The following is a 17,206-nucleotide window of genomic DNA, read 5'->3' as shown; positions in this document are numbered from 1 at the left end:
TCTTGTCAGCATCACTGTCTTTGGTATCGTCAGTGCCCTGATTTGGATCCGTCGTTGTATAATCTGCAGGTTTGGTGAACGTAACTGTATAGGTACCAGGTTTCACATTCGTGAATTCATATTTACCTGTCCCATCTGTCGTCGTTGTCAACGTAACAGGGTTGCCCTGTCCGTCGCTGCCGTTCAACTTCACGGTTACTCCTGGAATGCCAGGCTCGGTTGGATCCTGAATTCCATTTCCATTCTTATCTTCAAATACGAAGTCTCCTATAGTCGCTGGTTTGAAGTATCCCGCATCTATCGTTGGATTGTTCTCTCCTGATTCCAATACCACTGTCTGTGATTTGCCTGTAGTAGTATTGGCATCACTGTCTTTGGTATCATCCCCACCTTTGTCCTGAGCAGTTGGCTCATAGCCTGATGGCTTAGTGAATTCTACCACATATTGTACTCCCGGTTTCAGGTTACTGAACTGATATTTACCCGTAGCATCGGTCGTCGTACTGGCTACTACATTGCCGTCTGCATCTTTAGCAGGCTGACCCGCTCCATCCAGCAATTTAACCACTACTCCCTGTATCGGGCTCTCGCCTGAATCCTGTACGCCATTGTAGTTCTTATCTTCCCATACATAGTCGCCCAACTTGGCAGGTTTGAAGTATCCCGCATCAAGCGTCTTGTTCTCTTCTCCGGATACTACTGTCACGCTCTGGGTCGTGCCTGTGGTCTTGTCAGCATCACTGTCTTTGGTATCGTCAGTGCCCTGATTTGGATCCGTCGTTGTATAATCTGAAGGCTTGGTGAACGTAACTGTATACGTACCAGGTTTCACATTCGTGAATTCATATTTACCTGTCCCATCTGTCGTCGTTGTCAACGTAACAGGGTTGCCCTGTCCGTCGCTGCCGTTCAACTTCACGGTTACTCCTGCAATGCCAGGCTCGGTTGGATCCTGAATTCCATTTCCATTCTTATCTTCAAATACGAAGTCTCCTATAGTCGCTGGTTTGAAGTATCCCGCATCGATCGTTGGATTGTTCTCTCCTGATTCCAATACCACTGTCTGTGATTTGCCCGTAGTCGTATTGGCATCACTGTCTTTGGTATCATCCCCACCTTTGTCCTGAGCAGTTGGCTCATAGCCTGATGGTTTGGTGAATTCTACCACATATTGTACTCCCGGTTTCAGGTTACTGAACTGATATTTACCCGTAGCATCGGTCGTCGTACTGGCTACTACATTGCCGTCTGCATCTTTAGCAGGCTGACCCGCTCCATCCAGCAATTTAACCACTACTCCCTGTATCGGGCTCTCGCCTGAATCCTGTACGCCATTGTAGTTCTTATCTTCCCATACATAGTCGCCCAACTTGGCAGGTTTGAAGTATCCCGCATCAAGCGTCTTGTTCTCTTCTCCGGATACTACTGTCACGCTCTGGGTCGTGCCTGTGGTCTTGTCAGCATCACTGTCTTTGGTATCGTCAGTGCCCTGATTTGGATCCGTCGTTGTATAATCTGCAGGTTTGGTGAACGTAACTGTATAGGTACCAGGTTTCACATTCGTGAATTCATATTTACCTGTCGCATCTGTCGTCGTTGTCAACGTAACAGGGTTGCCCTGTCCGTCACTGCCGTTCAACTTCACGGTTACTCCTGCAATACCAGGCTCGGTTGGATCCTGAATTCCATTTCCATTCTTATCTTCAAATACGAAGTCTCCTATAGTCGCTGGTTTGAAGTATCCCGCATCTATCGTTGGATTGTTCTCTCCTGATTCCAATACCACTGTCTGTGATTTACCCGTAGTCGTATTGGCATCACTGTCTTTGGTATCATCCCCACCTTTGTCCTGAGCGGTTGGCTCATAACCCGATGGTTTGGTGAATTCTACCACATATTGTACTCCCGGTTTCAGGTTACTGAACTGATATTTACCCGTAGCATCGGTCGTCGTACTGGCTACTACATTGCCGTCTGCATCTTTCGCAGGCTGACCCGCTCCATCCAGCAATTTAACCACTACTCCCTGTATCGGGCTCTCGCCTGAATCCTGTACGCCATTGTAGTTCTTATCTTCCCATACATAGTCGCCCAATTTAGCAGGTTTGAAGTATCCCGCATCAAGCGTCTTGTTCTCTTCTCCGGATACTACTGTCACGCTCTGAGTCGTGCCTGTGGTCTTGTCAGCATCACTGTCTTTGGTATCGTCAGTGCCCTGATTTGGATCCGTCGTTGTATAATCTGCAGGCTTGGTGAACGTAACTGTATAGGTACCAGGTTTCACATTCGTGAATTCATATTTACCTGTCGCATCTGTCGTCGTTGTCAACGTAACAGGGTTGCCCTGTCCGTCGCTGCCGTTCAACTTCACGGTTACTCCTGCAATGCCAGGCTCGGTTGGATCCTGAATTCCATTTCCATTCTTATCTTCAAATACGAAGTCTCCTATAGTCGCTGGTTTGAAGTATCCCGCATCTATCGTTGGATTGTTCTCTCCTGATTCCAATACCACTGTCTGTGATTTGCCTGTAGTAGTATTGGCATCACTGTCTTTGGTATCATCCCCACCTTTGTCCTGAGCGGTTGGCTCATAACCCGATGGTTTGGTGAATTCTACCACATATTGTACTCCCGGTTTCAGGTTACTGAACTGATATTTACCCGTAGCATCGGTCGTCGTACTGGCTACTACATTGCCGTCTGCATCTTTCGCAGGCTGACCCGCTCCATCCAGCAATTTAACCACTACTCCCTGTATCGGGCTCTCGCCTGAATCCTGTACGCCATTGTAGTTCTTATCTTCCCATACATAGTCGCCCAATTTAGCAGGTTTGAAGTATCCCGCATCAAGCGTCTTGTTCTCTTCTCCGGATACTACTGTCACGCTCTGAGTCGTGCCTGTGGTCTTGTCAGCATCACTGTCTTTGGTATCGTCAGTGCCCTGATTTGGATCCGTCGTTGTATAATCTGCAGGCTTGGTGAACGTAACTGTATAGGTACCAGGTTTCACATTCGTGAATTCATATTTACCTGTCGCATCTGTCGTCGTTGTCAACGTAACAGGGTTGCCCTGTCCGTCGCTGCCGTTCAACTTCACGGTTACTCCTGGAATGCCAGGCTCGGTTGGATCCTGAATTCCATTTCCATTCTTATCTTCAAATACGAAGTCTCCTATAGTCGCTGGTTTGAAGTATCCCGCATCTATCGTTGGATTGTTCTCTCCTGATTCCAATACCACTGTCTGTGATTTACCCGTAGTCGTATTGGCATCACTGTCTTTGGTATCATCCCCACCTTTGTCCTGAGCGGTTGGCTCATAACCCGATGGTTTGGTGAATTCTACCACATATTGTACTCCCGGTTTCAGGTTACTGAACTGATATTTACCCGTAGCATCGGTCGTCGTACTGGCTACTACATTGCCGTCTGCATCTTTCGCAGGCTGACCCGCTCCATCCAGCAATTTAACCACTACTCCCTGTATCGGGCTCTCGCCTGAATCCTGTACGCCATTGTAGTTCTTATCTTCCCATACATAGTCGCCCAATTTAGCAGGTTTGAAGTATCCCGCATCAAGCGTCTTGTTCTCTTCTCCGGATACTACTGTCACGCTCTGAGTCGTGCCTGTGGTCTTGTCAGCATCACTGTCTTTGGTATCGTCAGTGCCCTGATTTGGATCCGTCGTTGTATAATCTGCAGGCTTGGTGAACGTAACTGTATAGGTACCAGGTTTCACATTCGTGAATTCATATTTACCTGTCGCATCTGTCGTCGTTGTCAACGTAACAGGGTTGCCCTGTCCGTCGCTGCCGTTCAACTTCACGGTTACTCCTGCAATGCCAGGCTCGGTTGGATCCTGAATTCCATTTCCATTCTTATCTTCAAATACGAAGTCTCCTATAGTCGCTGGTTTGAAGTATCCCGCATCTATCGTTGGATTGTTCTCTCCTGATTCCAATACCACTGTCTGTGATTTGCCTGTAGTAGTATTGGCATCACTGTCTTTGGTATCATCCCCACCTTTGTCCTGAGCGGTTGGCTCATAACCCGATGGTTTGGTGAATTCTACCACATATTGTACTCCCGGTTTCAGGTTACTGAACTGATATTTACCCGTAGCATCGGTCGTCGTACTGGCTACTACATTGCCGTCTGCATCTTTCGCAGGCTGACCCGCTCCATCCAGCAATTTAACCACTACTCCCTGTATCGGGCTCTCGCCTGAATCCTGTACGCCATTGTAGTTCTTATCTTCCCATACATAGTCGCCCAATTTAGCAGGTTTGAAGTATCCCGCATCAAGCGTCTTGTTCTCTTCTCCGGATACTACTGTCACGCTCTGAGTCGTGCCTGTGGTCTTGTCAGCATCACTGTCTTTGGTATCGTCAGTGCCCTGATTTGGATCCGTCGTTGTATAATCTGCAGGCTTGGTGAACGTAACTGTATAGGTACCAGGTTTCACATTCGTGAATTCATATTTACCTGTCGCATCTGTCGTCGTTGTCAACGTAACAGGGTTGCCCTGTCCGTCGCTGCCGTTCAACTTCACGGTTACTCCTGGAATGCCAGGCTCGGTTGGATCCTGAATTCCATTTCCATTCTTATCTTCAAATACGAAGTCTCCTATAGTCGCTGGTTTGAAGTATCCCGCATCTATCGTTGGATTGTTCTCTCCTGATTCCAATACCACTGTCTGTGATTTGCCTGTAGTAGTATTGGCATCACTGTCTTTGGTATCATCCCCACCTTTGTCCTGAGCGGTTGGCTCATAGCCTGATGGTTTGGTGAATTCTACCACATATTGTACTCCCGGTTTCAGGTTACTGAACTGATATTTACCCGTAGCATCGGTCGTCGTACTGGCTACTACATTGCCGTCTGCATCTTTCGCAGGCTGACCCGCTCCATCCAGCAATTTAACCACTACTCCCTGTATCGGACTCTCGCCTGAATCCTGTACGCCATTGTAGTTCTTATCTTCCCATACATAGTCACCCAATTTAGCAGGTTTGAAGTATCCCGCATCAAGCGTCTTGTTCTCTTCTCCGGATACTACTGTAACGCTCTGGGTCGTGCCTGTGGTCTTGTCAGCATCACTGTCTTTGGTATCGTCAGTGCCCTGATTTGGATCCGTCGTTGTATAATCTGCAGGCTTAGTGAACGTAACTGTATAAGTGCCAGGTTTCACATTCGTGAATTCATATTTACCTGTCCCATCTGTCGTCGTTGTCAACGTAACCGGGTTACCCTGTCCGTCACTGCCGTTCAACTTCACGGTTACTCCTGCAATGCCAGGCTCGGTTGGATCCTGAATTCCGTTACCATTCTTATCTTCAAATACGAAGTCTCCTATAGTCGCTGGTTTGAAGTATCCCGCATCTATCGTTGGATTGTTCTCTCCTGATTCCAATACCACTGTCTGTGATTTACCCGTAGTCGTATTGGCATCACTGTCTTTGGTATCATCCCCACCTTTGTCCTGAGCGGTTGGCTCATAACCCGATGGTTTGGTGAATTCTACCACATATTGTACTCCCGGTTTCAGGTTACTGAACTGATATTTACCCGTAGCATCGGTCGTCGTACTGGCTACTACATTGCCGTCTGCATCTTTCGCAGGCTGACCCGCTCCATCCAGCAATTTAACCACTACTCCCTGTATCGGGCTCTCGCCTGAATCCTGTACGCCATTGTAGTTCTTATCTTCCCATACATAGTCGCCCAATTTAGCAGGTTTGAAGTATCCCGCATCAAGCGTCTTGTTCTCTTCTCCGGATACTACTGTCACGCTCTGAGTCGTGCCTGTGGTCTTGTCAGCATCACTGTCTTTGGTATCGTCAGTGCCCTGATTTGGATCCGTCGTTGTATAATCTGCAGGCTTGGTGAACGTAACTGTATAGGTACCAGGTTTCACATTCGTGAATTCATATTTACCTGTCGCATCTGTCGTCGTTGTCAACGTAACAGGGGTTGCCCTGTCCGTCGCTGCCGTTCAACTTCACGGTTACTCCTGCAATGCCAGGCTCGGTTGGATCCTGAATTCCATTTCCATTCTTATCTTCAAATACGAAGTCTCCTATAGTCGCTGGTTTGAAGTATCCCGCATCTATCGTTATTCCAATACCACTGTCTGTGATTTGCCTGTAGTAGTATTGGCATCACTGTCTTTGGTATCATCCCCACCTTTGTCCTGAGCGGTTGGCTCATAACCCGATGGTTTGGTGAATTCTACCACATATTGTACTCCCGGTTTCAGGTTACTGAACTGATATTTACCCGTAGCATCGGTCGTCGTACTGGCTACTACATTGCCGTCTGCATCTTTCGCAGGCTGACCCGCTCCATCCAGCAATTTAACCACTACTCCCTGTATCGGGCTCTCGCCTGAATCCTGTACGCCATTGTAGTTCTTATCTTCCACATAGTCGCCCAATTTAGCAGGTTTGAAGTATCCCGCATCAAGCGTCTTGTTCTCTTCTCCGGATACTACTGTCACGCTCTGGGTCGTGCCTGTGGTCTTGTCAGCATCACTGTCTTTGGTATCGTCAGTGCCCTGATTTGGATCCGTCGTTGTATAATCTGCAGGTTTGGTGAACGTAACTGTATAGGTACCAGGTTTCACATTCGTGAATTCATATTTACCTGTCGCATCTGTCGTCGTTGTCAACGTAACAGGGTTGCCCTGTCCGTCACTGCCGTTCAACTTCACGGTTACTCCTGCAATACCAGGCTCGGTTGGATCCTGAATTCCATTTCCATTCTTATCTTCAAATACGAAGTCTCCTATAGTCGCTGGTTTGAAGTATCCCGCATCTATCGTTGGATTGTTCTCTCCTGATTCCAATACCACTGTCTGTGATTTACCCGTAGTCGTATTGGCATCACTGTCTTTGGTATCATCCCCACCTTTGTCCTGAGCGGTTGGCTCATAACCCGATGGTTTGGTGAATTCTACCACATATTGTACTCCCGGTTTCAGGTTACTGAACTGATATTTACCCGTAGCATCGGTCGTCGTACTGGCTACTACATTGCCGTCTGCATCTTTCGCAGGCTGACCCGCTCCATCCAGCAATTTAACCACTACTCCCTGTATCGGGCCTCGCCTGAATCCTGTACGCCATTGTAGTTCTTATCTTCCCATACATAGTCGCCCAATTTAGCAGGTTTGAAGTATCCCGCATCAAGCGTCTTGTTCTCTTCTCCGGATACTACTGTCACGCTCTGAGTCGTGCCTGTGGTCTTGTCAGCATCACTGTCTTTGGTATCGTCAGTGCCCTGATTTGGATCCGTCGTTGTATAATCTGCAGGCTTGGTGAACGTAACTGTATAGGTACCAGGTTTCACATTCGTGAATTCATATTTACCTGTCGCATCTGTCGTCGTTGTCAACGTAACAGGGTTGCCCTGTCCGTCGCTGCCGTTCAACTTCACGGTTACTCCTGCAATGCCAGGCTCGGTTGGATCCTGAATTCCATTTCCATTCTTATCTTCAAATACGAAGTCTCCTATAGTCGCTGGTTTGAAGTATCCCGCATCTATCGTTGGATTGTTCTCTCCTGATTCCAATACCACTGTCTGTGATTTGCCTGTAGTAGTATTGGCATCACTGTCTTTGGTATCATCCCCACCTTTGTCCTGAGCGGTTGGCTCATAACCCGATGGTTTGGTGAATTCTACCACATATTGTACTCCCGGTTTCAGGTTACTGAACTGATATTTACCCGTAGCATCGGTCGTCGTACTGGCTACTACATTGCCGTCTGCATCTTTCGCAGGCTGACCCGCTCCATCCAGCAATTTAACCACTACTCCCTGTATCGGGCTCTCGCCTGAATCCTGTACGCCATTGTAGTTCTTATCTTCCCACATAGTCGCCCAACTTGGCAGGTTTGAAAATACCAGCGTCAACTGTTAGATTATTATCGCCGCTTGACAATACAATTGTTCCGGTTATGCCTGTTAATTTATCGGCATCGCTATCTTTTGCATCATCTGTACCTTGATCTTTATCTGAACCTGTATAACCCAAAGGTTTAACAAATTCAACTACATAATTACCTGGAACTAAATCTTCAAAAAGATATTTTCCATTAATATCTGTGGTAGCAGTCAATGATACAGGTAATCCGTCACGGTCAGTACCAGTTAATTTAACTGTAACACCAGAAACACCTGGTTCGGTTGGATCCTGAATTCCGTTACCGTTTTTATCTTCAAATACCAAATCACCCAATGATGCAGTAGGAATTACATATGCATCATCCCCATCATCTTCATCTGCAAGATCTTTAGAATCATCATTATCCTCAGAACCAACCTTTCCATTATTGTTGGTATCAGCACCATTTCCTGGGTTAGAATCAGGATCATACTGGTCAACATCTTTTATTTCGGCCAGATTCACGAATGAAATACCTTGAGCAGGTTGACCTACAGTAACAGTAACTTTTAGTTCAACTGATGCATTTGGAGCAATACTTGGAACATTCCAAGACACTGTATTTCCAGAAGCTGAACCAGAATTTGAAATATTTACCGGATTAGAATAACCATTTGGCAATTTATCCTCAACCAAAACATTGGTAGCTACGTCAGGCCCTTCATTAGTTACTTTAACTGTAAATGTAACAGTAGAACCAACTTTAGGATATTTATCATCAACCAATTTTACCAATTTCAGGTCAGCAACTTTAGGTACTACTTTCTCGTCATCAGCATCGTCTTCATCCTGTGGATCTACAGGGTCATTGCTGCTGTTATCTACTGATCCTACACTTCCATCATTGTCCTTGTCAGGATTATTGGTTGGGTCACTGTCTGGATCATACTGATCTACATCTTTGATCTTAGCAATATTGTTGAATACATTACCTGATACAGGTGCTTTCACTTTTGCAGTAAATGTCAAACTTGTGCTGCCATTGGCGGCTATGTTTGGTACATTCCAGGTAATTGTGCTACCCGCTAAGGTTCCGCCACCACTGATGGCTGAGATAGTCTCATAGCCATTTGGTACTGTATCTTCTATTACCACATTCGTTGCTGCCTGTGGCCCTTTGTTGTCTACTTTAATCGTAAACGTTACTACATCTCCAACATTTGGTGTTGCATTACTCACTGTCTTAACCAACTCAAGGTCGGCTACCTGTGGCAATACTTTCTCATCATCAGCATCGTCTTCATCCTGTGGATCTACAGGGTCATTGCTGCTGTTATCTACTGAACCTACACTTCCATCATTGTCCTTGTCAGGATTGTTGGTTGGGTCACTGTCTGGATCATACTGATCTACATCTTTGATCTTAGCAATATTGTTGAATACATTACCTGATACAGGTGCTTTCACTTTTGCAGTGAATGTCAAACTTGTGCTGCCATTGGCGGCTATGTTTGCTACATTCCACGTAATTGTGCTACCCGCTAAGGTTCCGCCACCACTGATGGCTGAGATAGTCTCATAGCCGTTTGGTACTGCATCTTCTATTACTACATTCGTTGCTGCCTGTGGCCCTTTGTTGTCTACTTTAATCGTAAACGTTACCACGTCTCCAACATTTGGTGTTGCATTACTCACTGTCTTAACCAACTCAAGGTCGGCTACCTGTGGCAATACTTTCTCATCATCAGCATCGTCTTCATCCTGTGGATCTACAGGGTCATTGCTGCTGTTATCTACTGAACCTACACTACCGTCATTGTCCTTGTCAGGATTGTTGGTTGGGTCACTGTCTGGATCATACTGATCTACATCTTTGATCTTAGCAATATTGTTGAATACATTACCTGATACAGGTGCTTTCACTTTTGCAGTGAATGTCAAACTTGTGCTGCCATTGGCGGCTATGTTTGGTACATTCCACGTAATTGTGCTACCCGCTAAGGTTCCGCCACCACTGATGGCTGAGATAGTCTCATAGCCGTTTGGTACTGCATCTTCTATTACTACATTCGTTGCTGCCTGTGGCCCTTTGTTGTCTACTTTAATCGTAAACGTTACCACGTCTCCAACATTTGGTGTTGCATTACTCACTGTCTTAACCAACTCAAGGTCGGCTACCTGTGGCAATACTTTCTCATCATCAGCATCGTCTTCATCCTGTGGATCTACAGGGTCATTGCTGCTGTTATCTACTGAACCTACACTACCGTCATTGTCCTTGTCAGGATTATTGGTTGGGTCACTGTCTGGATCATACTGATCTACATCTTTGATCTTAGCAATATTGTTGAATACATTACCTGATACAGGTGCTTTCACTTTTGCAGTAAATGTCAAACTTGTGCTGCCATTGGCGGCTATGTTTGGTACATTCCACGTAATTGTGCTACCCGCTAAGGTTCCGCCACCACTGATGGCTGAGATAGTCTCATAGCCGTTTGGTACTGCATCTTCTATTACTACATTCGTTGCTGCCTGTGGCCCTTTGTTGTCTACTTTAATCGTAAACGTTACCACGTCTCCAACATTTGGTGTTGCATTACTCACTGTCTTAACCAACTCAAGGTCGGCTACCTGTGTAAATCCTGCATCAATTGTAGAATTATTTTCACCAGAAGTAAGTAGTATTTGTTGAGATTTACCTGTAGTTGGATCTGCATCACTATCTTTTGCATCATCAGCACCCTGATCTTTTGCTGATGGCTTGTATCCATTTGGAGCAGTAAACTGAACTACATAAGTTAAGCCTGGCTTAAGATTTGAAAATTCATATTTGCCATTGGCATCAGTTGTTGCAGAAGCAACATTATTTCCATCAGCATCTTTTGCAGGGTTTCCTAATTGATCAACAAGTTTCACAACTACACCTTGAATAGGTGTTTCACCAGAGTCCTGAATTCCATTATTATTCCAGTCATACCAAACATAGTCACCTAATTTCGCAGGAATAAAGAATCCGGCATCTAAAGTAGGATTGTTATCTCCACTATTAAGGGTAACAGTCTGAGTTTTACCTGTTATTTTGTCTGCATCACTGTCTTTTGTGTCATCTGTTCCCTGATTTACATCAGTTGGAGTATATCCTGAAGGTTTAGTAAAGGTTACACTATAGTCTCCTGGTTTAAGTCCGGAGAATTCATATTTTCCATCAGTACCGGTCTGAACAGAAGCTGTAACAGGGTTACCTTGACTATCGGTACCATTCAAAGTAACTGTTATGTTTGGTATTCCAGTTTCTCCAACATCCTGAATACCGTTAGCATTTTTGTCAACAAAAACAAAATCTCCAATTTTTGCAGGTTGATAGAAACCGGCATCGATTGTTGAATTATTTTCACCTGAACTTAAAATTACAACTGGTGATTTGCCAGTGGTTAAGTCAGCATCACTATCCTTGGTATCATCAGTTCCTTTATCTTTTGCAGTTGGTGAGTAACCGGATGGTTTTGTAAACTCAACTACGTATTTAGAACCTGGTTTAAGGTTTGTAAATTCATATTTGCCATTAGCATCCGTAACAACTGAAGCAACAGGATTACCATTTGCATCTTTTGCCTGAGCACCGGTATCATCCAATAATTTTACAGTTACACCAGAAAAAGGATTTTCACCTGAATCCTGAATTCCATTATAATTTTTATCAACCCAAACATAATCTCCTAATTTTGCCGGCAAGAAATATCCCGCATCAAGAGTGGTATTATTATCACCGCTTTGAAGCGTTACAGGAGCAGTAATTCCAGTTGTTTTATCGGCATCACTATCTTTTGAATCATCAGTCCCTTGATTTGGTTCGGTGGTAGTATATTGAGCAGGCTTTTCAAATGTTACAGTATAAGTACCTGGTTTTAAGCCTGCAAACTCATATTTACCGTCGATTCCGGAAGTAGTAGTTGCTGTTACAGGATTTCCAAGACCATCTGTTCCATTGAGTGTTACTTTTACTCCTGTAATTCCTGGTTCACCACTATCCTGAATTCCATTTCCGTTTTTATCATCAAAAACAAAATCACCTATTTTTGCAGGTTGATAGAATCCGGCATCTATACTTGAATTATTTTCACCGGAAGTTAAAATGACAACCGGAGATTTACCTGTAGTAATACTTGCATCACTATCTTTTGTATCATCTGTGCCTTTATCAGCACCTGTTGGTTCATATCCTGCTGGTTTTGTAAACTCAACAACATATTTTAAACCAGGTTTTAGATTGTTAAAGACATATTTTCCAGTAGCATCCGTAACCACTGTAGCAACAGGGTTTCCATTAGCATCTTTTGCCTGAGCACCCGTTTCGTCAAGAAGTTTTACAGAAACTCCAGATAAAGGCAATTCACCACTATCCTGAATTCCATTATAATTTTTATCAACCCACACATAGTCACCTAAACTTGCAGGTTTGAAGAAACCGGCATCAATGGTAGTATTATTTTCATTTACACCCAGATTAATTGGTGCAGTAACACCGGTAGTTTTATCAGCGTCACTATCTTTTGCATCGTCAGTTCCCTGGTCTTTATCACTAGCCGTATAGCCACCAGTTGGTTTACCAAATGTTATAGTGTAAGTTCCTTTTACCAAATTAGGGAATATATATTTTCCAGTTGCATCGGTAGTTGTATTAAATGTCACCAGATTTCCAAAAGCGTCTGTTCCATTTAATTGTACTTGAACACTCTGAATTCCTGGCTCACCTGAATCCTGGATGCCATTTCCGTTTTTATCTTCAAAAACAAAATCTCCAATACTTGATAAGCATGAGTTAACAGTTACGGCTACGGAAGCAGTAGATGTACAACCATTTGCACTTGTAACAGTTAATGTATATGTACCACCATTAGTAAGTTTAGCATTTGAAATCGATGGGTTCTGAAGTCCACTTGTAAATCCGGCAGGACCTGACCAACTGTAAGAGGCAGCATTAGTCCAGGTACCTGACAGAAGATTAATAGTTTCTGTTTGACAAACCGCCGAAACAACCGGAACACCAGTGGTTGATGGATTTGGATTTACAACTACTTTAACTTCATCAGATGCATCACAACCACCTTTTAATACTGTTAAGACATAATCGGTAGTTGAAGTAGGACTAACTGTAAAGCTCTGCTGAGTTGAAAGTACAGTGCTTGAAGTTGAACTTCTCCACTCATAGGTTGCACCAGCAACTGTAGCAGCAGTCAAAGTTACACTTCCACCTGCACAAATTGACTTATCAGTACCCGCATCAGCTGAAACATTATTTTTTGTAACAACTACTACATCAGAACCTGTACAACCATTACAGCTTGTCACAGTATAAGTATATGAACCAGATTGATTCACGGTAACTCTACTCTGATTGCTAGCTCCAACTATTCCAGGACCAGACCAAGCATAAGTTACAGCATTGGAATAAGTATCAGGTGTTGAATACTTTATATAATCAAGTCTGAATGCACATTTTCCATTATCAGTTACTTTAATATACCTGGCTGATGCCGTTAATGTATATGTATATTCTACGTAAGAAGTATGATTAAATGTTTTTGAAGTCACCAAATCATAATAACCTGTTCCAGCTGAATTAGATGCCTGTATTTTTGCATCAGAAATTGTTGAAGTGGTATTTTCACAATGTTCCAATTTAAGGTTTGCTCTAATAACAGTTCCTGCTGGCAAAGTTTTGCCTAAATCAAGTGTTATTGATGAAGTGCCCTGTCCTGATTTTGTCCAAAGTTTTGCCCCTGCATTATCACCACAAACTTTCGCATAATCGAGATTAGCTATCCAACCAGTTGAAGTATTAATCGTAGTTGCACATACTGTTTCACCTGGAGTACCACAAGAAACAACTCCAGTGACTGTTCCATCCAAAACAACCTGATCTGTATTACATAATGTTTTGTCTTCACCAGCATTAACAACAATATTGTCTTTTACAGTAACATTTGAAGTGGCTGTAGCGGTACAAGTTTTTCCATTTGATATTATTGTAGCTGTAACGGTATAAACACCCGATTGAGTTGGCTGAACATTATTCAAAGTAAGAACATTGCTTGTGCCAACTATTGCTCCAGAAGGTGATTTCCATGAATAAGTAAGATTACAACCTGCAGGCATTGTTTTTTCAAATGCCGCTGTTAAAGTTACATTGGCACCTGCACATAAATCAGTAGATGAAGCAGTTACCGCAAGATTAAACGGCACATAGTTTCCTAAATTAAAATTGAAATCACCATGACTGTTTCCGGCACTCCATCCATATGTACCGCCATTTGTAAAGGTAACATTGTACCAGCCAGAAGCTCCAAAATTGTTTGTGTTTACATTGGCTCCTGTCCCAACTTGGAACGAAGGCATAGAATTGGTTGCATTGTCACTAATAGAAACAACCATTCCTTTATAAATACCACTGGCATCACCAGTAAGTGAACCAGAAGCGGTAGTATAATAATATAGGTCATTGCCATAAGTTGAGCATGAGTTTGGTTTCGGGCTATAAGTAGGAGTAGTTGATGTGCGACCTGATAAATTGTATTCCACATTAATACAGTCATTTGTACCTCCACCTACAGCACATACTTTACCATATAGTTTTGCTGTTCCGTCACAGTACTCTTCAAATTTCAAAGTTGAAGTTTTAAAATACTGATAGTTGGCCTGACCAGAAGAAGAATTCATTGGGAGCCACAAAGAATAATACTTTGTTGCATTTGCATCACAGGCTCCTCCAAGTAAATTATCGGTAACTACTCTTGAACCTGAAAGACAAATCGGATCATTGGTTCCAATATTCTTTACTATTATTTTATGTTTAACAAAAGTGCTACAAGGATCAAGTGGCTTGAAACATGCATAATAATAATAAGTACCCAATGATGAAGGGGCAGTTACATTCAAATTTGCTGTGGTACCTGTGACAGTAACCTCGCCAACCGAAGTATATGAAGTGAGTTGAGACAATGCTGTCACATTTTCAGTTGACCTTATCCATTCTATTTTTGTACCATTCGGTGCATTGGTCGTAACCGACAATGTAAATATTTGAGATGGATTAACTTCAGCAACACTTGGATCAGGATTAGTCAAAGTATTGGTACAGTTATCAACACAAGTGAGATTCACTGTTGCCGTTCCTTGACATGAACTATTTGGATCCTGAACCGTTACTGTATATGAACCCGCAGCAAGGTTTGAAAATACATTTGAAGACTGGAACGCACCGGAATTTAATTTATATTGATAAGTCCCGCTACCTCCTGTAGCACCAATTGTCAGACTTCCATTGGTATAGCCACCACAAGAAGGGTCAACCTTGGAACTAATACTTGCGGTAAGTGCATCGTAGCATTTGGTAAGAGTAACATCATCAATTTTCAATGCAGTACCTCTGGCATGTCCGACTACCCTGACCTTTGTGGTGTTAGCAGGTGCAATATATTGTATAGCATTTACAGGCTGTAATGACCCATTATATATATGAGTAACATACGAACTTGCTGATTTCGCCAATAAGGTATTTCCGTTATAAAATTCCAGGAATAACTCTGCAACAGAATTTGAACATGAACTACAATGAGTAGCTGCTTTTGCATTGAAAGTTAATTTTGTTCCTGAAGTCATTGTAATATCCTGATAGATATAATAATCAGAATTGTAATCAGGGTTATTTAAAACACCAAAATTTCCGGTAGTTGAACCGGTACCTAAAGACCATTGTCCATTTGTAGCAGTCCAACTACTTGGAGGGTTTCCAGTTGACATATTGCCATTGGTAACCAGATTATTGGAAGTACATGCACATGAAAAACATGCGGAAACAGGTGTTGTAAAAGTTACATCGGTAAAACAAGCTTCTTTTCCACTCCAGATTCTAACAGTATAAGTTGTATTTGATTTAAGACCAGTAAAAGTTAAGGATGTTTGTCCTGAACCAAGAGTTTTATTGGTTGCAGCACCAAGTAAAGGAACCTGACCATAGGTTGAGCCCTCGTTAATATCAGCTTTCGTAACTACTGATGAACTGTAAACTAAGGAATTAATTGTTGCTGAAGCATTTTGATTAGGAGTTGATCCATTGCATGATGCTGGAGTAATATTAATATTTCCGCTATTTACGACCTGAGTTGCACATTCACATTTAAAATTACCTCCAACAAAGGCTATTGACTTAGCTTGTGCACCTGCCACATATTGTAAATATGTAGCAAAGCCACCATTAGAAGGATCAAACTTTGTAACACAATCACCTGCAAAAGTTGTAATATAAAGTTTGCCATCGTAATCAAAAGCAATATCAAATGGATCTACTTTCCCGGTATTAATCTGTCCTGTCCTTGAGCTTGGTGTCGGGAAATTATATGAGGAGATTAAAGTACCCGAAGCAGTATATTTATATATTTTATCTGGAATATTGCTATTGTCGTTTGAGGCTACAGCCCAAAGATTTCCGCTTGCATCAAAAACAACACCTCTGTAATGAAACCCAGCCGGAGCAGTGGCTATCAAAGTACTTCCACCTGTAAGGGAGGAATTTAATGATTCAATGGTACTTGTACCATTATTGGCTTGCCAGTTGGTTGAAACATAAACTTTACCAGTTGTAGGCTGAATAGCCGAACCCCAAAAATCTTTTGAAGAAGAATTTATTAGCGAAGTTTTTGCAAAACTGGCAACAATTGAATTTGTTGTTGTACTTATTTTATAAAGTTTATTATAAGTAGATACAAACAAAAAGGAATAATCTGATGAGATTGATACGTCAAGGATGTCTTCACCCGGAACCGGAATAGGAGTTTTAAATGAGGCCGTGGCATAATCATAAACCCGTATTTCTCCCTGGTTACAACAAGTGGCAATGTAAGCGATGCTTTTGGTAGGATCCATTACCATACCTTCGCCACCTCCTCCAGATAGCCCACAGTTTAGAATTCCACCACCAGTGGTAAACTGATACACATCAGTTCGAGAAGTGGAGTTTCCTGTAAGCTCTCCTACCAGCATAAAATATTTATCCTGGCCTGGAATGGCATTTTGGGCATTAACATGAGCAGCACCTATAACCATTGGAATTGCTGCAAGGGCAAAGCTCCGCCAAACCGATGCTTTTTGTAAAATGAAACCCTGGCTTTTTCTCCGGAAAAAATTATTTCCAAAAAAGGCCAAAAGCCTTAAAATACTAAAAACAACAAAATGGAAAAATGATTTCCCAGTTTTATTGTCAGGCATTTCCGAATGTCCAAAACTGTAACTGTATAAGTTTTGAATCAATTTAGCGTGTCTCAT

General features: G+C 43.0%; 5 protein-coding genes (1 of these 5 only partly in view). All 5 read right to left on the bottom strand.

The window, feature by feature from the left end; genetic code table 11:
• Tightly spaced (each overlapping or abutting the next), the 5 genes in view from IPP61_10685 to IPP61_10665 form a layout consistent with a single transcriptional unit that may run on beyond the window.
• Window positions 1-5,959: the beginning of a carboxypeptidase regulatory-like domain-containing protein gene (locus IPP61_10685; protein MBL0325629.1), read on the bottom strand. The gene continues 7,550 nt to the left of window position 1, outside the view; only the first 5,959 of its 13,509 coding nucleotides appear in the window; it begins with the start codon at window positions 5,957-5,959; the stop codon falls past the left edge of the window.
• The gene (locus IPP61_10680) at window positions 5,931-6,137 is read right to left on the bottom strand and encodes a hypothetical protein (GenBank protein MBL0325628.1); all 207 of its coding nucleotides are present in this window, start codon (window positions 6,135-6,137) and stop codon (window positions 5,931-5,933) included. The genes IPP61_10685 and IPP61_10680 overlap by 29 nt, the downstream gene beginning before the upstream one ends.
• Window positions 6,113-7,084, bottom strand: coding sequence for a carboxypeptidase regulatory-like domain-containing protein (locus IPP61_10675; protein ID MBL0325627.1), 972 nt, complete (start codon window positions 7,082-7,084; stop codon window positions 6,113-6,115). The genes IPP61_10680 and IPP61_10675 overlap by 25 nt, the downstream gene beginning before the upstream one ends.
• Complete coding sequence (locus IPP61_10670; GenBank protein ID MBL0325626.1) at window positions 7,084-7,911, bottom strand: carboxypeptidase regulatory-like domain-containing protein; 828 nt, start codon at window positions 7,909-7,911, stop codon at window positions 7,084-7,086. The genes IPP61_10675 and IPP61_10670 overlap by 1 nt, the downstream gene beginning before the upstream one ends.
• Window positions 7,859-17,206 carry a DUF11 domain-containing protein gene (locus tag IPP61_10665; protein ID MBL0325625.1) on the bottom strand — a complete coding sequence of 3,116 codons (9,348 nt, stop codon included), beginning with the start codon at window positions 17,204-17,206 and terminating at the stop codon, window positions 7,859-7,861. The genes IPP61_10670 and IPP61_10665 overlap by 53 nt, the downstream gene beginning before the upstream one ends.

The sequence above is a fragment of the Cytophagaceae bacterium genome, assembly GCA_016722655.1.
GTDB lineage: Bacteria > Bacteroidota > Bacteroidia > Cytophagales > Spirosomataceae > Leadbetterella.
This window is presented reverse-complemented; position numbering and strand designations above follow the sequence as displayed.

Coding starts and splice junctions, on each gene's coding strand:
- IPP61_10665 (MBL0325625.1), bottom strand. CDS start 17,206: ATGAGACACGCTAAATTGATTCAAAACTTATACAGTTACAGTTTTGGA.